Genomic DNA, 24,914 nt, shown 5'->3' on the forward strand with positions numbered 1-24,914 from the left:
AGTGAACTCGTCTGCAAGGGCGGGGTGATGGGTGGCTGGTCGTTGTTTGAGAACTGCACAGTGGACGCGAGCATCTGTGGCCAAGTTTTTAAGGGCGCACGGTGGATGCCTTGGCACCAGGAACCGATGAAGGACGTGGGAGGCCACGATAGTCCCCGGGGAGCTGTCAACCGAGCTGTGATCCGGGGGTTTCCGAATGGGGAAACCCGGCAGTCGTCATGGGCTGTCACCCGCTGCTGAACACATAGGCAGTGTGGAGGGAACGTGAAACATCTCAGTACCCTCAGGAAGAGAAACAACCGTGATTCCGGGAGTAGTGGCGAGCGAAACTGGATGAGGCCAAACCGTATGCGTGTGATACCCGGCAGGGGTTGCGTATGCGGGGTTGTGGGATCTCTCTGTCATGGTCTGCCGGCTGTGAGACGAGTCAGAAACCGTTGGTGTAGGCGAAGGACATGCGAAAGGTCCGGCGTAGAGGGTAAGACCCCCGTAGCTGAAACATCAGCGGCTTGTTTGAGAGACACCCAAGTAGCACGGGGCCCGAGAAATCCCGTGTGAATCTGGCGGGACCACCCGCTAAGCCTAAATATTCCCTGGTGACCGATAGCGGATAGTACCGTGAGGGAATGGTGAAAAGTACCGCGGGAGCGGAGTGAAATAGTACCTGAAACCGTGTGCCTACAAGCCGTGGGAGCGTCGCTGGCAGCACTTGTGCTGTCAGTCGTGACTGCGTGCCTTTTGAAGAATGAGCCTGCGAGTTAGCGGTGTGTAGCGAGGTTAACCCGTGTGGGGAAGCCGTAGCGAAAGCGAGTCCGAACAGGGCGTTTGAGTTGCACGCTCTAGACCCGAAGCGGAGTGATCTAGCCATGGGCAGGTTGAAGCGGAGGTAAGACTTCGTGGAGGACCGAACCCACCAGGGTTGAAAACCTGGGGGATGACCTGTGGTTAGGGGTGAAAGGCCAATCAAACTCCGTGATAGCTGGTTCTCCCCGAAATGCATTTAGGTGCAGCGTCGTGTGTTTCTTGCCGGAGGTAGAGCACTGGATAGGCGATGGGCCCTACCGGGTTACTGACCTTAGCCAAACTCCGAATGCCGGTAAGTGAGAGCGCGGCAGTGAGACTGTGGGGGATAAGCTCCATGGTCGAGAGGGAAACAGCCCAGAGCATCGACTAAGGCCCCTAAGCGTACGCTAAGTGGGAAAGGATGTGGAGTCGCAGAGACAACCAGGAGGTTGGCTTAGAAGCAGCCATCCTTGAAAGAGTGCGTAATAGCTCACTGGTCAAGTGATTCCGCGCCGACAATGTAGCGGGGCTCAAGCGTACCGCCGAAGTCGTGTCATTCATACACATATCCTCAACGGGAGTATGGATGGGTAGGGGAGCGTCGTGTGCCGGGTGAAGCAGCCGCGGAAGCGAGTTGTGGACGGTTCACGAGTGAGAATGCAGGCATGAGTAGCGATACACACGTGAGAAACGTGTGCGCCGATTGACTAAGGGTTCCTGGGTCAAGCTGATCTGCCCAGGGTAAGTCGGGACCTAAGGCGAGGCCGACAGGCGTAGTCGATGGACAACCGGTTGATATTCCGGTACCCGCTTTGAAACGCCCAGTACTGAATCAGGCGATGCTAAGTCCGTGAAGCCGGCCCGATCTCTTCGGAGTTGAGGGTAGTGGTGGAGCCGATGAACCAGACTTGTAGTAGGTAAGCGATGGGGTGACGCAGGAAGGTAGTCCAGCCCGGGCGGTGGTTGTCCCGGGGTAAGGGTGTAGGACGCACGGTAGGTAAATCCGTCGTGCATGGAGTCTGAGACCTGATGCCGAGCCGATTGTGGTGAAGTGGATGATCCTATGCTGTCGAGAAAAGCCTCTAGCGAGTTTCATGGCGGCCCGTACCCTAAACCGACTCAGGTGGTCAGGTAGAGAATACCGAGGCGTTCGGGTGAACTATGGTTAAGGAACTCGGCAAAATGCCCCGTAACTTCGGGAGAAGGGGGGCCATTTCTGGTGATAGCACGTGCTGCTTGAGCTGGGGGTGGCCGCAGAGACCAGCGAGAAGCGACTGTTTACTAAAAACACAGGTCCGTGCGAAGCCGTAAGGCGATGTATACGGACTGACGCCTGCCCGGTGCTGGAACGTTAAGGGGACCGGTTAGCTGCTCTTCGGGGTGGCGAAGCTGAGAACTTAAGCGCCAGTAAACGGCGGTGGTAACTATAACCATCCTAAGGTAGCGAAATTCCTTGTCGGGTAAGTTCCGACCTGCACGAATGGCGTAACGACTTCTCGACTGTCTCAACCATAGGCCCGGTGAAATTGCACTACGAGTAAAGATGCTCGTTTCGCGCAGCAGGACGGAAAGACCCCGGGACCTTTACTACAGTTTGATATTGGTGTTCGGTTCGGCTTGTGTAGGATAGGTGGGAGACTGTGAAGCGGCCACGCCAGTGGTTGTGGAGTCGTCGTTGAAATACCACTCTGGTCGTGCTGGATGTCTAACCTGGGTCCGTGATCCGGATCAGGGACAGTGTCTGATGGGTAGTTTAACTGGGGCGGTTGCCTCCTAAAGAGTAACGGAGGCGCCCAAAGGTTCCCTCAGCCTGGTTGGTAATCAGGTGTTGAGTGTAAGTGCACAAGGGAGCTTGACTGTGAGACCGACGGGTCGAGCAGGGACGAAAGTCGGGACTAGTGATCCGGCAGTGGCTTGTGGAAGCGCTGTCGCTCAACGGATAAAAGGTACCCCGGGGATAACAGGCTGATCTTCCCCAAGAGTCCATATCGACGGGATGGTTTGGCACCTCGATGTCGGCTCGTCGCATCCTGGGGCTGGAGTCGGTCCCAAGGGTTGGGCTGTTCGCCCATTAAAGCGGTACGCGAGCTGGGTTTAGAACGTCGTGAGACAGTTCGGTCCCTATCCGCTGTGCGCGTAGGAATATTGAGAAGGGCTGTCCCTAGTACGAGAGGACCGGGACGGACGAACCTCTGGTGTGCCAGTTGTTCTGCCAAGGGCATGGCTGGTTGGCTACGTTCGGAAAGGATAACCGCTGAAAGCATCTAAGCGGGAAGCCTGCTTCGAGATGAGTGTTCCCACCTCCTTTGAGGGTTAAGGCTCCCAGTAGACGACTGGGTTGATAGGCCAGATGTGGAAGCCCGGTAACGGGTGGAGCTGACTGGTACTAATAGGCCGAGGGCTTGTCCTCAGTTGCTCGCGTCCACTGTGTTAGTTCTGAAATAACGAACGGCTGTGTTGTTGCCCGGTTGGTTTGATTGTTTCATAGTGTTTCGGTGGTCATTGCGTTAGGGAAACGCCCGGTTACATTCCGAACCCGGAAGCTAAGCCTTTCAGCGCCGATGGTACTGCAGGGGGGACCCTGTGGGAGAGTAGGACGCCGCCGAACAATTATTGTGGGAAAGCCCCGCACCGTGATGGTGCGGGGCTTTTCTGCGTTCCGGGCCCGGTCCCGGTCGCGCAGACCGGCACGGCACCGCCGGCCCCGCTCGGCGGCCCGTCCCCCTCCGGGCCGGCCCGCAGGTCCCTCAGAGACGACCTGCGGCCTTCAGAGCCAAATACGCATCGGCCAGCGCGGGAGCGAGATTGTCCGGGGTGGCGTCCACCACGACGACGCCATGGCGCCGAAGCCGGTCGGCCGTGCGGCGACGGTCCGCCTGGGCCTGGCCGGCGGCAGCCGCGTCGTACACCGAGCCCACGTTCCCTCGTCCGTCGGCCATGTCCTCGATCCGGGGATCGGAGACCGCGGCCACGAGCACGGTGTGGCGCTGGGTGAGCTGAGGCAGCATCGGCAGAAGCCCCTCCTCGATGGGGGCGGCCTCCAGCGTTGTGAGCAGGACGATCAGAGAACCGCGCGGTGCGTCGGTCAGGGCGGCATTGCTCAGGCCGCGTGCGTCCGTCTCGACGAGCTCGGGTTCCAGTGTCGCCAGCGTGTTGATGACGTTGGCCAGGAAATCACCCGAGGCCGTTCGTCCTTGGACGCGAGCGCGGACCTGACGGTCGTAGGCGAGCAGGCTGACCCGGTCGCCCGCCCGCGTGGCGAGCGCGGTCAGAAGAAGCGTGGCATCCATCGAGGCGTCCAGGCGGGGGACGTCGCCGACCCGGCCCGCCGACGTTCGCCCGGTGTCGAGAACGATCAGGATGTGCCGGTCACGCTCGGGGCGCCATGTCCGGACTGCCACGGCCGACTGGCGCGCGGTGGCCCGCCAGTCGATGGAACGTGTGTCGTCTCCGGGCACGTACGCCCGCAGACTGTCGAACTCCGTGCCCTCACCACGTGTCAGAACGCTGGTGCGACCGTCCAGCTCCCTGAGCCGGGCGAGTCGGGAGGGCAAGTGCTTGCGGCTGGTGAACGGCGGCAGAACCCGCACCGTCCAGGGGGCCCGATGCTGCCCTTGGCGTGCGGCCAGGCCGAGCGGGCCGTACGAGCGGACCGTGATGCGTTCCGCCTGCCGGTCGCCGCGACGCGTCGGGCGCAGAGCGGTGACCAGGCGCCGCTGCTCCCCGGCGGGGATCTTCAGCGTGTGACGGGAAGCGCCGTGTTCGGTGCCCGATACCCAGCTGCTGGGGGGCCAGGCGTCCCGCAGCTGGGCGCGCAGACGCCGACGCGAGGTGTTGGTCACCGTCAGTTCCACTTCGGCCGCGTCACCGAGTCGAACATTTGTATCGCCGGATCGAGTGAATCGAAGCGTACGCACTGGCGCTGCGAGGGCGTAGTCGCACAGAATTGCCAGTGAGAGCGGTGCATTGACTGCCAGCATCCCGGTCCAGCTGGGAGCGAGGATGCCTACGGGGAGTGACCCCAGGGCGGCCAGCAGCGCGGTACGTCCGGTGAGGGCCATGGTCACCGCCTCATCGGGGTACGGGCACGTGGGCGAGCACTGAGGCGATGACGGAGTCGGAAGTGACTCCTTCCATTTCCGCCTCGGGCCGCAGTTGGACGCGATGGCGGAGCGTGGGGAGCGCCAATGCCTTCACATCGTCCGGGATGACATAGTCCCGGCCGGTCAGCCAGGCCCAGGCGCGGGCGGTCGACAGCAGTGCTGTGGCCCCTCGGGGCGAGACACCGAGGGCGAGCGAGGGGGAATCACGCGTGGCACGGCAGATATCCACGACATAGCCGGCGATCTCGGGGGAGACGGTCGTCCTGGCGACGGCGTCACGTGCTGCTTCCAGATCGGCGGGTCCGGCGACGGGCTGTACTCCGGCGGCCTGAAGGTCGCGAGGGTTGAAGCCGGAGGCGTGACGGGAGAGGACATCGATCTCGTCCTGCCGTGAGGGCAGCGGAACTGTCAGTTTGAGCAGGAATCGGTCCAGCTGGGCTTCGGGGAGGGGGTAGGTGCCTTCGTATTCGACGGGATTCTGGGTCGCGGCGACGAGGAACGGTTCGGGCAGGGGACGCGGCGTGCCGTCGACGGTGACCTGCCGCTCCTCCATCGCCTCAAGAAGGGATGACTGGGTCTTGGGAGGGGTGCGGTTGATCTCGTCGGCGATCAGCAGATTCGTGAAGACCGGTCCGGGCTGGAAGGAGAACTCGGCGGTGCGTGCGTCGTAGACCAGTGAACCCGTGACGTCGCTGGGCATCAGGTCGGGGGTGAACTGGACGCGCTTGGTCTCCAGTTCGAGGGAGGCGGCGAGCGCACGGACCAGCAGCGTCTTGGCCACTCCCGGCACGCCTTCGAGGAGTACGTGACCTCGGCAGAGCAGGGCGACGACGAGTCCGGTGACAGCGGGGTCCTGCCCGACCACGGCCTTGGCGATCTCGGAGCGCAGGGCTTCCAAGGAGGCGCGGGCGCTGTCGGACGGCTCCGGGGCCGCGGATATCGCAGGGGATGCCGCAGGCGCCGAGGGCTCGGCCGGCTCGGGGGTCGGGGCGCTCATGAAGTGCGTACCTCTCTTTCGAGGGCGTCGAGTTGATCGGCGAGGAGGACCAGGGCGGCGTCGGTGGAAGGAGCCGAACCGAAGAGCAGTGCGTTCAGGTCGCGGTCCGGGGCGGTGACCCGTGCGGACACTGCGGTGAGTAGGGCATCGGGGGTGTGCGCGTCACTGGCGGGCACCCCGGCAAGGGAGGCGAGACGCGTACGGCTGGCGGCTCGCAGGGCGTCGGCGGCGCGGTCACGGGCGTTGGCCTTGCGGTAGAGGAGCGACCGGCCTTCGGCGGATTCGGAGGCGCGGATGGCCACCGGCAGTCGTTCCGTCACCAGGGGACCGAGTCGGCGTGCGCGCCAGACGGCGGCGAGGACTGCGGCGAGGGCGAGTTGCAGTGTTCCCCACAGCCAGCCGGACGGGATGAGGTCGAGGAAGCTGCTTTCGTCGGGCGCGTCGTCCCTGACACCGCCTTCCGACTGCTCTTCGTCGCCATCGCCGGGGGTGCTGTCATCGGTTGTCGCGGATGGATCGGTGAGGGAAGGGAGGTACCAGACGAGATGAGGACGCGAGCCGAGGAGCTGCAGGGCGAGCGAGGCGTTGCCCTGCTGATCGAGACGTTCGTTGTGAAGGATGTCCGGGGAGCCGAGGACGACGGTGTTGCCGCCCGCTTCGGTTGGGAGGGAGACCAGACTGGGGAGGCCCGCGCTCGGGTAGCAGGCGACGGCGGTGGGGGTCTGCGTCGTGTAGCGGGTGCCGCCCAGGTCCGCTGTGCCGGCCCGCCGGGCGGCGGGGAGGTCGCACGCAGGGGCGAGTGCACTGACAGCCTCGTGCGACTCGGCGCGGATGCCGGGGGCGAGGCGTGGCGTGGCCTCCCGCCCTGGGGCGACCAGAAGAGTGCGCCCCGCGGAGGCGGACGTCGCGTCTTCCAGCCGGAGCTGCTGCGACCGGGTCAGGAGGTTGGGGCCGGCGACCAGGAGCGTGGTGTCGGGGCCGGTCGCGGCGGTGGCCTCGTCGAGAGTGGTGGCGACGGTGACGGATACGCCGCGTGCCTTGAGGAGTTCGGCCACGGCACGACTGCCCTTGGGGTCCGCGGAGCGGGGGTCGAGCTGCCCGTGGTTCGCGCCGGAGCGGGCGGCTGCGAACGTGACGCCCGCGACGACGAGGATGAGGACGACGGCCAGAATGCCTCGGGCGCGGGTCCAGACCTGGCCGGGGGAGGGCGCGGTCGAGGTGGGCGAAGAGGTGGTCGCCGTGGTCATCCGGTGGCTCCTCGGGAGGTTCCGGGCAGCAACGGCTTCGCCTCGTCGAGTTCGAGGTCGAGGGTGCGCAGGGACAGGTATGCCGACTGGTCCGCCGTGCGCCCGCCGTATGTGACGTCGTCGAAGCTTCGGGCGGCGGCGTGCAGCCGGGCCGTGTGCTCGGGGAGGGTACGGCCTGTTTCGGCTGCGGCTTCGTCCGCGGTGCGGCCCGGGCGGGGGGCGAGCAGGGCGCGCTCCTCCAGGGACCGGACGATGGCGCGCATGCGTTCCTGGACGGCCTCGGTCCAGCGCAGCGCCGCGGCGTGTGCTTCGGCGGCGGCACGGTGCTGGGCCGCGCTGCGGGGGCCCGCGCTGTCGAAGAGCGTGTCCGTGCTCCGGGAGGAGCGTTGTGGGGTGCCGAGCCGCCACCAGAGGGCGGCGGCCAGGCCGATGACGATGACGACCAGGACGGCGAGCCCGGCCGGGCCGCCGGGGGCTGCCCCGGCGGCGGCGTCGAACACTCCGGCGACCCAGTCCCAGAACTGGTTCAGGGCGCGCTGGAGGAAGTTCGGATCGTTCTCGTGGTACATCGGCTTGGACAGCTCGCTCTCGGCCGCCTCCCGTGCGGGCAGCCGTGGCGTGTCCACGGGTATGTCGCCCGCTGCGATGTCCTGCCGTGCTGTGGTGATGCCCCCCGCCCCCGACACCGCATCAGCTCCTGAGTGTGTCGTCGCCGTAGCCGGGCAGGCCGGCGGCGCGGGCGAGGTCGAGGTCCAGGGCCTCGCGGCGGATGCGCTGGTCCACGTAGAGGAGGGCCATCACTCCGGCGACGAAGGGGTAGATCAACGTCGAGACGATCACCTCGCCGATGCCGGTGATGATCAGGAAGGGCCAGCCGACGGAGGGAGCGGTACCACCGAAGAGGTCGCTGACTTCGGTTCCGTCGGCGATCACCGCGACGATGCCGAACGGGATGGAGACGAGGAACGTCAGGAGGAAGGTCAGCAGGTAGGTCAGGGCGAGGATCCCGAAGGTGCGCCACCAGGCGCCCCGGACCAGCTTCGTCGACCTGCGCAACGCAGCCACGATGCTCTGTCGTTCCAGCATCAGTGCGGGGGCGGCGAGGGCGAAGCTGACCTGCAGCCAGAGCATCACGACGCAGGCGACGGCGAAGCCGAGGAAGGCCAGGGCCGCTCCGGCCTCGGAGCCGAGCAACAGGCCGGGGCCGATCCCCACGGCCATGATGGAGGCCATGATCACGGCGACCAGCACGGTCAGCCCGAGCAGGGGAAGGACGCGGGGGCGGGCTTCGGCCCAGGAGTCGGCGAGCGTGGTGGGGCGGCCCAGCACGGAGCGGCTGATGATCACGGTGACGACCGAGGCCGTGAAGAGTGTGGCGATCATCGAGACGAGGGAGACCGGGGCCAGGGAGATCAGCGTCGATCGGGCCGAATCGGCGGTCTGGCGCAGGGCCTCGGAACCGGTGGCGTTCGGGTCGATGGAGGTCGGCTCCGGCAGCAGATAGCGCTGCATGAGGACGACGGCGATCTGGGTGACCACCGAGACCGCGAGACTGAAGCCGAGCGCCGTACGCCAGTGCGCGCGCAGAGCGGAGACCGAGCCGTCGAGGATCTCGCCGAGGCTCAGCGGGCGCAGCGGGATGACGCCGGGCTTCGCTGCCGGGGGCGGTCCTGCCCAGCCCTGTCGCTGCGGGCCGCCGCCCCAGCCCGGAGCGGGGGGCCGGCTTCCGGGGCCGCCGACGGGGTTGCTCGGTGGGGACCACTGCCCGGGGGGCGGCTGCTCGGGGGACCACTGTCCCGTCGGGCCGCTTCCGTCCTGCGGGTCGGAGGGGCGGGGGATCGCCCTCTCCTTGCCGTCGGAGGGGGCAGATCCGGGCGACGCCCAGCCCGGAGAGTCGTTCATTGTCGCTCCTTCACCGTCCTGACCGCTCATCGGGGCGGCAGGTTGGCAGCCATCGTGCCACGCGCCGGTTGGAGGTGGACCAGCCGCTCCTTCTCGTTGGCACCTTCATATGCGGGTGACTCACCGGGCAGACTGGACGGATGGCTGATCAGGACGCGCAATCATCGGTGGGCTTCGAGCCTCCCGCGCTTTCCGTACTCCGCTGGGACGAGCCTCCGGAAGGCCCCGTGCTGGTGCTTCTCGACCAGACGCGGCTGCCCGCCGAGGAGGTCGAGCTGGTGTGCACCGATGTGCCCGCGCTGGTGCGGGCGATCCAGACGCTGGCGGTACGAGGAGCCCCGCTGCTCGGGATCGCCGGGGGCTACGGGGTGGCGCTCGCGGCGGCGAGGGGCTTCGACGTCGCGGAGGCGGCGGGACTGCTGGAGGGGGCGCGGCCCACCGCGGTGAACCTCGGTTACGGGGTGCGGCGGGTGGCGGCGGCCTACTGGGCGGCCGCCGGGAAGGGAGAGGGCGACGAGGCTGCCGCCGCGGCGGCGCTGGCCGAGGCGCGGGTGCTGCACGGGGAGGATGCGCAGGCCAGCAGGCGTATGGCCGAGTACGGCGAGGCGCTGCTGGAGGAGCTGCTGCCGGGCCGGGCGTACCAGCTGCTGACTCACTGCAACACCGGGGCGCTGGTCTCGGGGGGCGAGGGGACGGCGTTCGCGGTGGCGTTGCGGGTGCACCGGCAGGGTCGGCTGCGACGGCTGTGGGTGGACGAGACGCGGCCGCTGCTCCAGGGGGCGCGTCTGACCGCCTACGAGGCGGCACGGAACGGGCTGGCGTACAGCCTGCTCACGGACAACGCGGCGGGGTCCCTGTTCGCGGCGGGAGAGGTAGACGCGGTACTCATAGGCGCCGACCGCATCGCCGCGGACGGCTCGGTGGCCAACAAGGTGGGGAGCTATCCGCTGGCGGTGCTCGCGAAGTACCACCACGTGCCGTTCATCGTGGTGGCGCCGACGACGACGGTGGATCTGGAGACCCCGGACGGCACATCGATCATCGTCGAGCAGCGTTCCGGGCAAGAAGTGACGGAGCTCACATCGCCGCAAGGTGTGTCGGCCGGTGGTGGAGGCGGGATCGTCGTCGCACCCCTCGGAGCCCCGGCGTACAACCCGGCCTTCGACGTCACACCGCCGGAACTGATCACGGCGATCGTCACCGAGGAGGGGGCGATTTCCCCGGTCACGGGGGTCGGACTGGCCGAGCTGTGTGCCAGGTCATCGCAGGTAACGATTAGCTAATGGGATGATGTCGATTATGAAGGGACGCGTCCTTGTCGTCGACGACGACACCGCACTGGCCGAGATGCTCGGGATCGTGCTGCGTGGAGAAGGTTTCGAGCCGTCGTTCGTAGCGGACGGCGACAAGGCACTGGCCGCATTTCGTGAGGCCAAGCCGGACCTGGTGCTGCTCGACCTCATGCTGCCCGGGAGGGACGGCATCGAGGTGTGCAGGCTGATCAGGGCCGAGTCCGGTGTGCCGATCGTCATGCTCACTGCCAAGAGCGACACGGTCGATGTCGTGGTCGGCCTGGAATCAGGTGCCGACGACTACATCGTCAAGCCGTTCAAACCGAAGGAGTTGGTCGCCCGGATCAGGGCACGTCTGCGGCGGTCCGAAGAGCCCGCGCCGGAGCAGCTGACCATCGGTGACCTGGTCATCGACGTGGCCGGCCACTCCGTGAAGCGGGAGGGGCAGTCCATCGCCCTGACTCCGCTGGAGTTCGACCTGCTGGTCGCGCTCGCCCGCAAGCCGTGGCAGGTCTTCACCCGTGAGGTCCTGCTGGAACAGGTGTGGGGTTACCGCCACGCGGCCGACACCCGTCTGGTGAATGTTCATGTCCAGCGTCTGCGTTCCAAGGTCGAGAAGGACCCGGAGCGGCCGGAGATCGTGGTGACGGTCCGAGGCGTCGGCTACAAGGCCGGACCGAGCTGAGATGGCCCGAGGCAGCGCTGCTCCGGGGCCCGGCGAGCCGGGAGTCCGTACGGAGCGGGCTGCCGGCCCGGGTCGGAAGGCGTCACGTATGAGCCGTTTCCTGCAGGGCGGCCGGTTGTTCGAGGACCGGACGCCCGGCGGGCCCGTACCGCGGTTGCTGATGCGGTGGGTTCGCCGTCCGTTGCTGCCCGCCGTCCGGTTGTGGCGGCGCAACCTGCAGCTCCGTGTCGTCGCGGGCACCCTCCTGATGTCGATCGGTGTCGTGCTGCTGCTCGGCTTCGTCGTCATCGGCCAGGTGCGCAACGGTCTGCTCGATGCCAAGGGCAAGGCCGCCCAGACCCAGGCCGCCGGAGGTTTCGCGGCAGCCCAGGAGAAGGCGAACGCTCCCCTCGCCCCCGGCGGACAGGGGAGCGAGGGCGCCGACGGCATGGCCGGCAGCACCTCGTGGCGCACCGAGCTCGTCGACCAGCTCGCCAGCGGCGGCAAGAACGCCTTCAACGTGGTGGCGCTCAGCGTGGACTCGGTCACCGAGGGTGCGGGAAGCCGTGCCGCGCGCGGTTCCGGCAGCGTCGAGGCCTCCAGCGTGCCCGAACGCCTGCGGCAGAACGTGAGCAAGGGGCAGGGCGCCTTCCAGACGTACTCGCTGATCCAGTACTCGTACGGCAACGAGTCGCAACCGGGGCTCGTCGTCGGGAAGCGGCTCTACGACATCGATCAGCAGCCCTACGAGCTGTACTACCTCTTCCCGCTCACGCAGGAGGAGAAGTCCCTGACCCTGGTCAAGACGACCCTGGCGACCGCCGGCCTCTTCGTCGTCGTGCTGCTCGGGGCCATCGCCTGGTTCGTGGTGCGGCAGGTCGTCACCCCGGTGCGGATGGCGGCCGGCATCGCCGAGCGGCTCTCCGCGGGCAAGCTCCAGGAGAGGATGAAGGTCACCGGCGAGGACGACATCGCCCGGCTGGGCGAGGCGTTCAACAAGATGGCCCAGAACCTCCAGCTGAAGATCCAGCAGCTGGAGGAGCTCTCCCGGATGCAGCGGCGTTTCGTCTCCGACGTCTCGCACGAGCTGCGGACCCCCCTGACGACTGTGCGGATGGCCGCCGATGTCATCCACGAGGCCCGCGCCGACTTCGACCCCGTCACCGCACGCTCCGCCGAGTTGCTGGGCGACCAGCTCGACCGGTTCGAGTCGCTGCTCGCCGATCTGCTGGAGATCAGCCGCTTCGACGCGGGTGCCGCGGCCCTGGAGGCCGAGCCGATAGACCTGCGGACGGTGGTGCACCGGGTGATCGGCGGCGCCGAGCCGCTCGCCGAGCGCAAGGGCACCCGCATCCTCGTCGTCGGTGACGGCCAGCCCGTGATCGCCGAGGCCGATGCCCGCCGTGTCGAACGCGTCCTGCGCAACCTCGTGGTCAACGCCGTCGAGCACGGCGAGGGCCGGGACGTCGTGGTGCGGATGGGCGTCGCGGGGGGCGCGGTCGCCGTGGCCGTCCGGGACTACGGGGTCGGGCTCAAGCCCGGCGAGGCGACCCGCGTCTTCAACCGGTTCTGGCGTGCCGACCCGGCGCGCGCGCGGACGACCGGCGGGACCGGTCTCGGCCTCTCCATCGCGGTCGAGGACGCCCGGCTGCACGGCGGCTGGCTCCAGGCCTGGGGCGAGCCCGGCGGCGGCTCCCAGTTCCGGCTGACCCTGCCGCGTACGGCGGACGAGCCCCTGCGCGGTTCGCCGATACCGCTGGAGCCCGAGGACTCCCGGCGTAACCGGGAGAACCGGGAGCGCGACGAGGCCGGGCCGGGCGACCAGCGTCTGACGTCCGTGCCGCCCCAGTCCGGTGCGGGCGCCCGTTCCCCGCTGCCCGTGCCCGGCCGCGGCCCCGTCGCCCGGAGCGGCGCGCCCGCGTCGGTGCACCCCGCCGCGCTGCCCGGCAACGGCGCCCGCGTCGTGGCACGCCAGGCCCCGGAGCGTTCCGGTGGCGGGCGCGGGGGCGTACAGAAATCCGACCAGGAGGACACCACTCGTGGCTACTGACCGCCGTCCGGGCGGCCGTGTACGGGCGGTGCGGATGTCCGCGCTGCTCGGCTGCGGTGCCGTCGTGCTGGCCGGCTGCGGCTCGATGCCGGTGACCGGGGATGTCAAGGCGGTCGACGCCTCGCAGCCCGGTGACTCCCAGGTGCAGGTGTACGCGGTGGCGCCCCGGGAAGGAGCGCCGCCCAGCGAGATCGTCGACGGCTTCCTGGAGTCGATGACCAGTGATGATCCCGCGTTCGCGACCACCCGGAAGTACCTGAGCGCGGACGCCCGGAGTACCTGGCGGCCGAGCGGGAGCACGACGGTGCTGGCCCAGGCCCCGAACCGCAGCGGCCCCCTCCTCCACGACGAGGACAACCGGGCCACCCGGGACCGGGAGGCGACCTACACGCTGACCGGGGAGCAGGTCGCGACGGTCGACGCACAGAGTTCCTACCGGCCGCTCGCACCCACCGACTACTCCCAGAGCCTGCACCTGGTGCTGGAACAGGTGGCGGAGGGGAAGAAGGAGTGGCGCATCGACGTCGTCCCGGACGGCCTGGTCCTCGGTCAGTCCGACTTCAAGCGGCTCTACCGCTCCGTGAACAAGTACTACTACGCCACCGGGGCCAGGAACGGCCGGTCGACGCTCGTCGCCGACCCCGTCTACGTGCGCAACCGTACGGATCCCGTCACGCGGATGGACACCGTGACGCAGACCGTCAGGACGCTGCTGGCCGGGCCGACGGACTGGCTGCGGCCCGTCGTCGATTCCCGGTTCCCCGCGGGGACCGTCCTGCGCAAGGGCGTCACCGCGCTGGCCCCGGACGATCAGAACGTTCTGAAGGTGCCGCTCAGCCTGAAGGCCGACGCGGTGGACCGCAGCGCGTGCCGGATGATGGCCGCGCAGGTGCTGTTCACGCTCCGGGACCTCACCTCGGCGCGGGTCGAGCGGGTGCAGCTGGAAGGCGTCGAGAAACGGCTCTGCGCGCTGGACGCCGACGACGCGCCGCAGTTCTCCGCCGAGCGTGGGTCCCAGGGGGACGACAGCCAGTACTTCATCAATGACAAGGGCCAGGTGGAGCGGATCCTCGGCGCCACGGTCGCCACCGGCGCCATCGGTACGCCCGAGCCCGTGACCGGACCGCTGGGGGCGGGCATCGTCCCGATGGGATCCGTCGGGGTGTCCCGGGACGAGGAGCGGGCCGCCGCGGTCTCCTCCTCCGGGCAGCACCTCTACGTGTCCTCCCTGGAGACGGAGGGCGAACTGGCCGAGCCCCTCGTCACCAGCACGGCGAACAAGTCCGCCGACCGGCTGTCGCCGCCGAGCTGGGACGGCCGCGGCGACCTGTGGGTCGCCGACCGTGATCCGGCGGGACCCAGGCTGCTGCGGCTGGCCGGGGGCACGGGCGAGCCGCAGGAGGTCCGGGTACCCGGCCTCGACGGCGCCCGGATCGAGGAACTCCGGATGTCCGCGGACGGCGTGCGGATCGCTCTGCTGCTGACGAAGGACGGCCGTACGACGCTGAACATCGGTCGGGTCGAGCGGCGGGGCTCCACCGTGTCGCCCGAGATCTCGGTCGAGGACCTGCGCCAGGCCGCACCACAGCTCGCGGACGTTTCGGCCATCTCCTGGTCGGGGCGCAGCCGTCTGGTGGTGGTCGGCAAGGAGGAGGGCGGTGTCCAGCAGGTGCGTTACGTGCAGGCTGACGGCTCCTCGTCCGCTTCGGGGGCGCTCCCCGGGGTGAACCAGGTCCAGTCGGTCGCCGCGGCGGACGACGAACAGCTTCCGCTGATGGCGGAGACCGTCGGCGACGGCATCGTGAAGCTCTCTCCGGGGGAGAACTGGCAGACGGTCCTCAAGAAGGGCAAGGCGTTGGTCTACCCCGGCTGATCCGGGAACCGGCGGGTCCGCGCCCGGGGCCCCGGGCCGAGCGTCGGGTCGGGCTCGGGCATCCGGGCCGAGCGTCGGGTCCGCGCCCGGGATTCCGGGGTTTTCCACAGGAGTGGTCCGGTCCCGGCGGGCGCGGCACAGTGGGGTCATGCGGAACGTGTGGCAGGAGCTGTCCGGTCTGCTCCTGCCGGTGAGCTGCGTCGGCTGCGGCGGACCGCGCGTCGAGCTGTGCGCGGCCTGCGGGGCCGCGCTGGACGGCGGGTCGGCCCGCCGGGTCCGCCCCTCGCCCGCGCCACCGGGACTCCCGACGGTGTATGCGGCCGCGCCGTACGAGAACGCCGTACGCGCGGTTCTGCTGGCCCACAAGGAGCGCGGGGCACTGGGGCTGGCGGGGCCGCTCGGACGGGCCCTGGCGGGTTGTGTACGGGCCGTGGCGGGGCAGCCGGGCGGCGCGGCGGCGGTGTCCGTCGGGGCGGGGCTCCCGTCGGCGGCGCCGCTGCTTCTGGTTCCCGTGCCCTCCGCGCGGTCCGCGACCGCTGCGCGTGGTCATGATCCGGTGCGCAGGATCGCCGTCGCGGCCGCGCGGGAGCTCTGGCGTACGGGGCGGGAGGCCCGGGTGCTTCCGGTGCTCCGGCAGCGGCGCGCGGTCGCCGACCAGTCGGGGCTCGGGGCGCGGCAGAGGCGGGTGAACCTGGCCGGCGCCCTGGAGCTCACGGCAGCGGGGGAGCGACTCCTCCGCCGCGGAGCTCTCCGTCACGACCGGGTGATCCTGGTCGACGACCTGTTGACGACGGGATCGACCCTGGCGGAGGCGGCACGGGCTGTCGGCGCGGGGCACGGAACCGCTCCGGAGCCTCCCGCGCGCGGAGGGTGCCGGGCGGTGGTCGTCGCGGCCTCTCCCTCCGCCTTCGAAATAAACCGGAACTGACCGGGAATCCGCATCGTTGCAGGTAATGAGAGGGCAATACCCCCTGAACGGAGGTACGTGCCAGTAGCGGGTGCCGAGAACCTGGTGCGCAGGCTATGTTCGGTTGTGAGGACGGTGAATGCCGGACCTCGATGAATGCACCATCAGGTTTCGGGCAGGTAACTCACCGGTACGAGAAGCACGCAAAGTCGGTGGGGTTGCGACCCCTCCGACGGGGGAGGAGGAGGCGAAAGCCACCGAGTCCGAGGCCCTGGGGATCTCCGGGGCCTGGTGCAAAAGGGAGATGCTCCGCCTCTGGGCGGGGCGATCCGGGAACGGAGTTCTGCGTGGACATCGTCGTCAAGGGCCGCAAGACCGAGGTGCCCGAGCGGTTCCGCAAGCACGTGGCCGAGAAGCTGAAGCTGGACAAGATCCAGAAGTTCGACGGCAAGGTGATCAGCCTCGACGTCGAGGTGTCCAAGGAGCCGAATCCCCGTCAGGCCGACCGTTCCGACCGGGTGGAGATCACGCTCCGCTCCCGGGGGCCGGTCATCCGGGCGGAAGCGGCGGCGGGCGACCCTTACGCAGCGCTCGACCTGGCCACCGGAAAGCTGGAGGCCCGGCTGCGCAAGCAGCACGACAAGCGCTACAGCCGCCGTGGCAACGGCCGTCTGTCGGCTGCCGAGGTCGGGGACGTCGTCCCCGGCGTGGCTTCGTTCGACGAGGACGGTGAGCTGGTCGGCGACCAGTCGCCGGCGCCCGTCCCCACCACGAAGATCGGCTCGCTCGAAGTGCAGGGCGAAGGGCCGCTCGTGATGCGCGAGAAGACCCACACCGCCGCACCGATGTCGCTCGACCAGGCGCTCTACGAGATGGAACTGGTCGGCCACGACTTCTACTTGTTCGTCGACTCCGAGACGAAGGAGCCCAGCGTCGTCTACCGGCGACACGCCTACGACTACGGCGTCATCCACCTGAGGACCGACCCGCTCGCCGCGGACGAGGCCGGCGGCGCGGGCGGTGCGCTCGGCGGCTGAGGCCACATCGCGCGGGTGCCCCCGGGGCGTTTTCACGCCACCGGGGGCACCCGCGCACGGGCCCAGGACCACCGTGCCGGGGCCGGGGCATGGAATCATGGCGGACCGAGCCAATCGGCGTTCCGTGACGTGCCGTTGGCGAACGACCGACACTTCAGGCCGTGGCCTTCAGGGGGAGGAACGATGGCGGACACCTTCGGGCCCGTGCGTGATGCGAACGACTCCGACGACGAGGCCGGTGCGTACACCGGCGCGGACACGGACGACGCCGCACGCAAGGAGCCCATCAGGGTCCTCGTGGTCGATGACCACGCGCTCTTCCGCAGGGGCCTGGAGATCGTCCTCGCGCAGGAGGAGGACATCCAGGTCATCGGTGAGGCCGGGGACGGCGCCGAGGCGGTCGACAAGGCCGCGGACCTGCTGCCCGACATCGTTCTGATGGATGTCCGCATGCCCAAGCGCGGCGGGATCGAGGCCTGCACCGCCATCAAGGAGGTGGCTCCCAGCGCGAAGATCATCATGCTGACCATCAGCGACGAGGAGGCCGACCTCTACGAGGCGATCAAGGCGGGCGCGACCGGATACCTCCTCAAGGAGATCTCCACCGACGAGGTCGCCACGGCCATCCGAGCGGTCGCCGACGGCCAGTCCCAGATCAGTCCCTCCATGGCCTCCAAGCTGCTCACCGAGTTCAAATCGATGATCCAGCGCACCGACGAGCGGCGGCTCGTGCCGGCGCCCCGGCTCACCGAACGCGAGCTGGAAGTGCTGAAACTCGTGGCGACCGGCATGAACAACCGGGACATCGCCAAGCAGTTGTTCATCTCCGAGAACACGGTGAAGAACCACGTCCGCAATATCCTGGAGAAACTGCAGCTGCATTCCCGGATGGAAGCCGTGGTCTATGCCATGCGGGAGAAGATCCTGGAGATCCGGTAGCCGGCGGGCGCGGGCAGGAGGTCAGCGGCCGGCACGCCGGAACGCGTGGCCGATCTCGGTCCGGAGCGGCTCGCGCAGCTCCGGCGCGTCCACCCGGTCGACCCGGACGTCCGTGCAGCCCACCCAGGCCGCCGCCTCCACCAGCGCCTGGGCCATCGGGGCCACCGCCTTCGGGCCGGCCAGTGACGCCTGCTTGGCGACCAGCGTGGTGCCCTCGCGTGCCGGGTCGACCCGGCCCTGGAGCTTCCCGCCCGCCAGCAACGGCATCGCGAAATAGCCGTGGATCCGCTTCTGCTTGGGCACGTAGGCCTCCAGCCGATGCGTGAAATCGAAGATCCGCTCCGTGCGCGCCCGCTCCCAGATCAGGGAGTCGAACGGCGACAGCAGCGTCGTGCGGTGGCGGCCGCGCGGCTCCGTGGCCAGCGCCTCGGGGTCGGCCCAGGCGGGCTTCGTCCAGCCCTCCACCGCGACCGGGACCAGCCCCGAATCCGCCACCACGGCGTCGAACTCCTCGCCCCTCAGCCGGTGGTAGTCCGCGATGTCGCTCCGGGTGCCGACGCCCAGGGACCTGCCCGCCAGCGCCACCAGCCGCCGTCGGCACTCGGCGTCGCTCAGATCGTCGTGCAGCAGGGTGTCGGGAATCGCCCGTTCGGCCAGGTCGTAGATCCGCTTCCAGCCGCGCCGCTCGGTGCACACCACCTCGCCGTACATCAGGGCCCGCTCGACGGCGACCTTGGACGCCGACCAGTCCCACCACTCGCCGCCGTTCTTCGCGCCGCCCAGCTCGGTGGCGGTCAGCGGGCCCTCGTCGCGCAGCTGCTTGATCACGGTGTCGTACACGCCGTCGGGCAGATCGTGGTGCCAGTGCGGGCGGGAGCGGTAGGCGCGGCGGCGGAACGCGAAGTGCGGCCACTCCTCGACGGGCAGGATGCACGCGGCGTGCGACCAGTACTCGAAGGTGCGTCCCCCCGACCAGTAGGCGTCCTCCACCGTCCGGCGGCCCACCGCGCCGAGCCGGGCGTAGGGGATCAGCTCGTGCGAGCGGGCCAGCACCGAGATCGTGTCCAGCTGGACCGCGCCGAGGTGGCGCAGCACCCCCGGCACCCCTGCCCGGCGGTCCGGGGCCCCCAGGAAGCCCTGGGCGCGCAGGGCTATGCGGCGGGCCTGGTCGGCGGAGAGTTCGACTGCGGGAGGAGGCACAGGCGTCATACGTCGAACCCTAGACGGCGCCACTGACAGTCCGGCCCCGGAATCCGCCCCTGACATCACGGTGGTCAGGCGGGCCGGCGTACGGAATCCGGGGCTCCGTCGGGTCGGGGCGCGTGCCGCCCGGGGACGTACGGGTGGGCGCCCGCGAGACCGAGGTCGGAGGGGAGCAGGGCCGCTGTCCAGGCATCGCGCCGCACGCCCTTGTTGAGCAGCCCGGAGCGCTGTTCGCCCTCCAGCCGGAACCCCGCCCGCAGGGCGACGGCCCGCGAGGCGAGATTGCCGGTCTCGGCCCGCCACTCCAGCCGGTCCGCCCCGAGGGACGTGAAGGCCCAGCGGGCGGAGCCGAGCACCGCCTCGGTGACGTAGCCGTTGCCGCGGTGCTCCTGGGCGGACCAGTAGCCCACCTCGTACGTCCCCGGGCGGCTGCGGCGGTCGATGCCGAGCGCCCCGACGAGGGCCCCGGTCTCCCGCAGGGTCAGGGCGAAGCCGTAGGCGGAGTCGTCCTGCCAGCCTGCCGGGGAGAGCGTCGTGGTGAACAGTTCCGCGTCGGTGAGGCGGTACGGGGAGGGGATCACCGTCCAGCGCTGGATGTCCGGGTCCTGGCAGGCGGCGTGCACCCGGTGGGTGTCCTGCGGGCCGAAAGGCCGCAGGACCAGGCGTTCCGTGGTGAGGGTGATCGGCTCCATGAGCCGATTGTCCGTGAGCCCGTCGCCGTGATGCGAGCACTTTCGGGCTTCCCGGCACCTTCCGTGCCTCTGGACCGTTGTCCTGTAAGGGTGCGGCGAGGTCCACGCGACGGCAGCCCTCCCGACGCGGTGGTGTCCTCGCTTACGATGGCCGTTGCGGTGGGGCCGACCTGCCGTGCCCGCGCCAGAGTCCATACACGACCCAGTGCCAGGCCCGACCGGCAAGGAGACCAGCCTCAGTGTCCGTCTTCAACAAGCTCATGCGTGCAGGCGAAGGCAAGATCCTGCGCAAACTGCACCGCATCGCGGACCAGGTCAGCTCCATCGAAGAGGACTTCGTCAACCTCTCCGACGCCGAGCTGCGGGCGCTCACCGACGAGTACAAGGAACGGTACGCGGACGGCGAGAGCCTGGACGACCTGCTTCCCGAAGCGTTCGCCACGATCCGCGAGGCCGCCAAGCGTGTCCTCGGGCAGCGCCACTACGACGTACAGATCATGGGTGGAGCCGCCCTGCACCTCGGCTACGTGGCCGAGATGAAGACCGGTGAGGGCAAGACCCTCGTCGGCACCCTGCCCACGTATCTGAACGCGCTCTCCGGCAAGGGCGTGCACCTGATCACGGTCAACGACTACCTCGCCCAGCGTGACTCCGAGCTGATGGGCCGGGTCCACAAGTTCCTGGGCCTGACCGTCGGCTGCATCGTCGCCAACATGACCCCGGCCCAGCGCCGCGAGCAGTACGGCTGTGACATCACGTACGGCACGAACAACGAGTTCGGGTTCGACTACCTCCGCGACAACATGGCGTGGTCCAAGGACGAGCTCGTCCAGCGCGGCCACAACTTCGCCGTGGTCGACGAGGTCGACTCGATCCTCGTCGACGAGGCCCGTACGCCGCTGATCATCTCCGGCCCGGCCGACCAGGCCACCAAGTGGTACGGCGACTTCGCCAAGCTGGTCACGCGCCTCACCAAGGGCGAGGCGGGCAACCAGCTCAAGGGCATCGAGGAGACCGGCGACTACGAGGTCGACGAGAAGAAGCGGACCGTGGCCATCCACGAGTCCGGCGTCGCCAAGGTCGAGGACTGGCTCGGCATCGACAACCTCTACGAGTCGGTGAACACCCCGCTCGTCGGCTATCTGAACAACGCCATCAAGGCGAAGGAACTGTTCAAGAAGGACAAGGACTACGTCGTCATCGACGGCGAGGTCATGATCGTCGACGAGCACACCGGCCGTATCCTCGCCGGCCGCCGCTACAACGAGGGCATGCACCAGGCGATCGAGGCGAAGGAAGGGGTGGACATCAAGGACGAGAACCAGACCCTCGCCACGATCACCCTGCAGAACTTCTTCCGCCTTTACGACAAGCTCTCCGGCATGACCGGTACGGCCATGACCGAGGCCGCCGAGTTCCACCAGATCTACAAGCTCGGCGTGGTGCCGATCCCGACCAACCGGCCGATGGTCCGCGCCGACCAGTCGGACCTGATCTACCGCACCGAGGTCGCGAAGTTCGCCGCGGTCGTCGACGACATCGCCGAGAAGCACGAGAAGGGCCAGCCGATCCTGGTCGGCACCACCTCGGTCGAGAAGTCCGAGTACCTCTCGCAGCAGCTCTCCAAGCGCGGAGTCCAGCACGAGGTGCTCAACGCCAAGCAGCACGACCGGGAGGCGACGATCGTCGCCCAGGCCGGCCGCAAGGGCGCCGTCACCGTCGCGACGAACATGGCCGGACGAGGCACCGACATCAAGCTCGGCGGCAATCCGGACGACCTCGCCGAGGCGGAGCTGCGCCAGCGCGGTCTCGACCCGGTGGAGAACGTCGAGGAGTGGGCGGCCGCGCTGCCCGCCGCGCTGGAGGCGGCCGAGCAGGCCGTGAAGGCGGAGTTCGAAGAGGTCAAGGAGCTCGGCGGGCTCTACGTCCTGGGCACCGAGCGCCACGAGTCGCGCCGCATCGACAACCAGCTGCGCGGTCGTTCCGGCCGTCAGGGCGACCCGGGCGAGTCCCGTTTCTACCTGTCGCTGGGCGATGACCTGATGCGCCTGTTCAAGGCCCAGATGGTCGAGCGCGTCATGTCGATGGCGAACGTCCCGGACGACGTCCCGATCGAGAACAAGATGGTCACCCGTGCCATCGCCTCCGCCCAGTCGCAGGTCGAGCAGCAGAACTTCGAGACGCGTAAGAACGTCCTGAAGTACGACGAGGTGCTCAACCGGCAGCGCGAGGTCATCTACGGGGAGCGCCGCCGCGTGCTGGAGGGCGAGGACCTCCAGGACCAGATCCGGCACTTCATGGACGACACGATCGACGACTACATCCGGCAGGAGACCGCCGAGGGCTTCGCCGAGGAGTGGGACCTGGACCGGCTGTGGGGCGCCTTCAAGCAGCTCTACCCGGTGAAGGTCACCGTCGAGGAGCTGGAGGAGGCGGCCGGGGACCTGGCGGGCGTCACCGCCGAGTTCATCGCCGAGTCGATCAAGAACGACATCCACGAGCAGTACGAGGAGCGCGAGAACACCCTCGGCTCCGACATCATGCGTGAGCTGGAGCGCCGCGTCGTCCTCTCGGTGCTCGACCGCAAGTGGCGCGAGCACCTCTACGAGATGGACTACCTCCAGGAGGGCATCGGCCTGCGGGCCATGGCGCAGAAGGACCCGCTGGTGGAGTACCAGCGCGAGGGCTTCGACATGTTCAACGCCATGATGGAGGGCATCAAGGAGGAGTCCGTCGGCTACCTGTTCAACCTGGAGGTCCAGGTCGAGCAGCAGGTCGAGGAGGTTCCGGTCCAGGAGGGCGCCGAGCGTCCCTCGCTGGAGAAGGAGGGCGCCGCTGCCGCCCCGCAGATCCGCGCCAAGGGTCTGGAGGCCCCGCAGCGGCCGAACCGGCTCCACTTCTCCGCTCCCACGGTGGACGGTGAGGGCGGTGTCGTCGAGGGCGACTTCGCCAACGGGGATGTCCCCGGCGCCACGCGGTCGGCCGACGGCATGACGCGTGCGGAGCGCCGCAAGGCCCAGAAGAGCGGTGGCGGCGGTCGCCGCCGCAAGAAGTAGCGGCAGGGGCAGCAGCCCGGCAGGGGCCGGACACCACGCGGTGTCCGGCCCCTGCCGTGTCTGCCGCCCCTGCGGGGTCACCGGGGGCCCGGGGCGCGGGCGGTGAGACGTTCGCCGCCCAGCTCCACGGCGGCGCAGCGCCAGCGCTGGTCGGCACCCTGTTCCAGCCGGAACGCCATCGCCCGCACCCGGTCGCCCGCCGCGATGCTGGCGAACGCCTCGACGACCCCGGTGACGGGCTGGGCCCCGCGGCAGTGGCGGAGGACCGGGCGGCTTCCGTGGGTGGCCCTCAGCGGGGTGCTGGGAGCCAGTTCGGCGAGCTGGTCGTAGGCTTCGCCGATGGTGTGGCCGAGCATCCAGTGCACCGGGCGCTGGCCGCTGAGGACCGCGAGCAGACGCTCGGCGAACCACTGGTGCGGTCGCTGCGGCCGGTGGGGCTGGAGCCTGCGGGACCGCTGCGGAGGCACCGACCGGGGGCCGCTCGGGGCCGGTCGGCGGCCGCCCGGTGCTGATCGGGGACCGTTCTGGTCGCGCCGTCCGGCGGGCCTCGTCCTGTCCGTGCTCATGATCCATCGCCCCCGATGACCGGGCCCGGCTTCTACCGGGCGGTAACTTTTGTTGGGGATCTTCTACGGGGGCGGTCGTCAGCGACGCAAGGGGCCTTCCGGCGCCGATCGGGCGCGAACGGTTTCACCTATCCGTGGTTCGGCCCTTGCGGGGCAAGGGCAACGGCGGGGGTGACGGGGCGCCGGCCGTGGACGGACGCCCCCGGTTGCCGAAACCCGAAAGGGGACGCTCCCACGTATCCTGAGAACGTTTCCCCCTACGAAAGCGGCCTGCCATGCGCGTGTACGTCCCCCTGACCCTCTCCGGTCTCGCAGCGGCGCACGGTGCGGGCGAGGTCGGCCCCGGGCCGCTGACCGCCTACGCGGTGACCCCCGGGCTGCGGGAGTGGTACGTCTCCGACGACATCGAGGAGCTGGAGTACGCGGCGCTCAGCCGGGCAGCCGCCGCCTCGCTCCGGATGATCGCCCAGAGCCCGGACGAGGTACGCCGCAGGGTGGTCGTCGCCGTCGACGTACCGGACGGGTCCGCTGTCGCCGACCCGGATCAGGGGCTGAGCGCGTCGTCGCTCGGTGAGGTGCGGATCGCCGCCGCGCTGCCGCTGGCCAAGGCCGCGGCGGTGCACGTGGACGCCGACGACGCGGAGAAGGACGTGGCCGCCGCGGCGGCTGCCCTGGGGGCGGCGGACCTCGGTGACGACGACGCGCAGTTCACCGTGGACGGGGCGGAGGACCACGAGTTGCTCTGGTTCGGGGTCCAGGAGATTCCGCAGCTCATCCGCTGAGTCCGCGCCGGGCCGGCGGCGTTGTCGGACCCGGCGGGTATTTTTCTCCGTATGGCTTCCGGAACGACACGCACTCATCTGGTCTGGGACTGGAACGGCACGCTGCTCGACGACACGCACGCCGTCATCCGGGCCACGAACGCCGCGTTCGCGCAGGTCGAGCTGGCGCCGATCACGCTGGAGCAGTACCGGGAGATGTACACCATCCCCATACCCCGGTTCTACGAGCGCTTTCTGGGCCGGCTGCCCACGGAGGCCGAGTGGGAGCGGATGGACGAGGTGTTCCACCGGTCCTACACGGAGCAGCGGGCGGCCTGCGGGCTCACCGCCGGGGCGGAGGAGCTGCTGCACCAGTGGCAGCGCGCCGGGCGCAGCCAGTCGCTGCTGAGCATGTACGGGCACGAGCAGCTGGTGCCGGTCGTGCGGGGGTACGGAATCGAGCCGCGGTTCGTCCGCGTCGAGGGGCGCACGGGCCCGTCCGGCGGGAGCAAGGCGCTGCACATGGAGCGGCATTTCGCGGCACTGGCCGGGGCGGGCGGCGTGGACGGGTTCTCGCCGCAGGACGTGGTGGTCATCGGGGACGCGCTGGACGACGCGGTGGCAGCCGCGCATGTGGGGGCGCGGGCAGTGCTGTACACCGGGGGGTCGCACAGCCGGAGCAGTCTGGAGGGGGCGGGGGTGCCGGTGGTGGACAGCCTGGGGGAGGCGGTGGCGTTGGCGGAGACGTTTTCCGCGTAGCGGGTGCGGTGCGGGGTGCCTTGGTGGGGGTTTCGGGGCGCTGCCCCGGGCCCCGGTCCTCAAGCGCCGGGCGGGCTTGGAGG

Annotated in this window: 18 protein-coding genes and 2 rRNA genes; 12 read left to right on the forward strand and 8 right to left on the reverse strand. The window is 69.0% G+C overall.

The genetic code is table 11. From position 1 onward, the window contains the following. Positions 1–78 precede the first annotated feature (78 nt). A 23S ribosomal RNA gene (locus tag KME66_RS21615) occupies positions 79–3,193 on the forward strand. Between the two features lie 81 nt (positions 3,194–3,274). Further along, positions 3,275–3,391 (forward strand): 5S ribosomal RNA (gene rrf, locus KME66_RS21620). A 139-nt stretch (positions 3,392–3,530) separates the two neighbouring features. Here the strand turns inward: rrf and KME66_RS21625 are convergent. Genes KME66_RS21625 through KME66_RS21645 form a run of 5 tightly spaced genes read right to left on the reverse strand, consistent with a single transcriptional unit; the run spans position 3,531 to position 9,032 of the window. Next, entirely contained in the window at positions 3,531–4,844 is a 1,314-nt protein-coding gene (locus tag KME66_RS21625) for a DUF58 domain-containing protein (RefSeq protein ID WP_216324968.1), read from the reverse strand. Between the two features lie 10 nt (positions 4,845–4,854). Then, the gene (locus KME66_RS21630) at positions 4,855–5,883 is read right to left on the reverse strand and encodes a MoxR family ATPase (RefSeq protein ID WP_216324970.1); all 1,029 of its coding nucleotides are present in this window, start codon (positions 5,881–5,883) and stop codon (positions 4,855–4,857) included. Further along, complete coding sequence (locus KME66_RS21635; protein ID WP_216324972.1) at positions 5,880–7,130, reverse strand: DUF4350 domain-containing protein; 1,251 nt, start codon at positions 7,128–7,130, stop codon at positions 5,880–5,882. Before KME66_RS21635 ends, KME66_RS21630 begins: the two co-directional genes overlap by 4 nt. After that, a complete protein-coding gene (locus KME66_RS21640) occupies positions 7,127–7,816 on the reverse strand; it encodes a DUF4129 domain-containing protein (protein WP_216324974.1) in 690 nt (229 codons plus the stop codon). The genes KME66_RS21635 and KME66_RS21640 overlap by 4 nt, the downstream gene beginning before the upstream one ends. 4 nt (positions 7,817–7,820) lie before the next feature. Then, positions 7,821–9,032: a hypothetical protein gene (locus tag KME66_RS21645; RefSeq protein ID WP_216324976.1), complete on the reverse strand. Its 1,212-nt coding sequence runs from the start codon at positions 9,030–9,032 to the stop codon at positions 7,821–7,823. Positions 9,033–9,172: 140 nt separating this feature from the next. Between KME66_RS21645 and mtnA the strand changes: the two genes are divergently transcribed. From mtnA to KME66_RS21680, 7 genes are all read left to right on the forward strand, one after another. Then, on the forward strand, positions 9,173–10,315 hold the full coding sequence (gene mtnA, locus KME66_RS21650) for an S-methyl-5-thioribose-1-phosphate isomerase (protein ID WP_216324979.1): 1,143 nt from the start codon (positions 9,173–9,175) through the stop codon (positions 10,313–10,315). Positions 10,316–10,319: 4 nt separating this feature from the next. Next, entirely contained in the window at positions 10,320–11,009 is a 690-nt protein-coding gene (gene mtrA, locus KME66_RS21655; RefSeq protein ID WP_007448372.1) for a two-component system response regulator MtrA, read from the forward strand. Position 11,010: 1 nt separating this feature from the next. Next, positions 11,011–13,038, forward strand: coding sequence for an MtrAB system histidine kinase MtrB (mtrB, locus tag KME66_RS21660; RefSeq protein ID WP_216324982.1), 2,028 nt, complete (start codon positions 11,011–11,013; stop codon positions 13,036–13,038). 34 nt (positions 13,039–13,072) lie between these two features. After that, positions 13,073–14,911: an LpqB family beta-propeller domain-containing protein gene (locus KME66_RS21665; protein WP_073215691.1), complete on the forward strand. Its 1,839-nt coding sequence runs from the start codon at positions 13,073–13,075 to the stop codon at positions 14,909–14,911. Between the two features lie 148 nt (positions 14,912–15,059). Next, a complete protein-coding gene (locus KME66_RS21670; protein ID WP_216324985.1) occupies positions 15,060–15,839 on the forward strand; it encodes a ComF family protein in 780 nt (259 codons plus the stop codon). Between the two features lie 326 nt (positions 15,840–16,165). Continuing rightward, a complete protein-coding gene (gene raiA / locus KME66_RS21675) occupies positions 16,166–16,855 on the forward strand; it encodes a ribosome-associated translation inhibitor RaiA (RefSeq protein WP_006124981.1) in 690 nt (229 codons plus the stop codon). A 183-nt stretch (positions 16,856–17,038) separates the two neighbouring features. Then, on the forward strand, positions 17,039–17,794 hold the full coding sequence (locus KME66_RS21680) for a response regulator transcription factor (RefSeq protein ID WP_073215697.1): 756 nt from the start codon (positions 17,039–17,041) through the stop codon (positions 17,792–17,794). Between the two features lie 21 nt (positions 17,795–17,815). Here the strand turns inward: KME66_RS21680 and KME66_RS21685 are convergent, their stop codons facing one another. After that, positions 17,816–19,003 (reverse strand): winged helix-turn-helix domain-containing protein, encoded by a 1,188-nt coding sequence (locus KME66_RS21685; protein WP_216324987.1) that lies wholly within the window; start codon positions 19,001–19,003, stop codon positions 17,816–17,818. A gap of 65 nt (positions 19,004–19,068) precedes the next feature. After that, complete coding sequence (locus tag KME66_RS21690; RefSeq protein ID WP_073215703.1) at positions 19,069–19,689, reverse strand: GNAT family N-acetyltransferase; 621 nt, start codon at positions 19,687–19,689, stop codon at positions 19,069–19,071. 239 nt (positions 19,690–19,928) lie between these two features. On the opposite strand from KME66_RS21690, the gene secA reads away from it, so the two are divergent. Continuing rightward, positions 19,929–22,745, forward strand: a complete 2,817-nt coding sequence (gene secA / locus KME66_RS21695; RefSeq protein ID WP_073215706.1) for a preprotein translocase subunit SecA — start codon at positions 19,929–19,931, stop codon at positions 22,743–22,745. A 77-nt stretch (positions 22,746–22,822) separates the two neighbouring features. On the opposite strand, the gene KME66_RS21700 is transcribed toward secA, so the two are convergent. Further along, positions 22,823–23,311 (reverse strand): Rv3235 family protein, encoded by a 489-nt coding sequence (locus tag KME66_RS21700; protein ID WP_216324989.1) that lies wholly within the window; start codon positions 23,309–23,311, stop codon positions 22,823–22,825. A gap of 275 nt (positions 23,312–23,586) precedes the next feature. Between KME66_RS21700 and KME66_RS21705 the strand changes: the two genes are divergently transcribed. Beyond that, complete coding sequence (locus KME66_RS21705; RefSeq protein WP_216324991.1) at positions 23,587–24,093, forward strand: hypothetical protein; 507 nt, start codon at positions 23,587–23,589, stop codon at positions 24,091–24,093. A gap of 51 nt (positions 24,094–24,144) precedes the next feature. Then, on the forward strand, positions 24,145–24,831 hold the full coding sequence (locus KME66_RS21710) for an HAD family hydrolase (RefSeq protein WP_216324993.1): 687 nt from the start codon (positions 24,145–24,147) through the stop codon (positions 24,829–24,831). Positions 24,832–24,914: the final 83 nt, after the last annotated feature.

Source organism: Streptomyces sp. YPW6 (assembly GCF_018866325.1).
Taxonomy (GTDB): Bacteria; Actinomycetota; Actinomycetes; order Streptomycetales; family Streptomycetaceae; genus Streptomyces.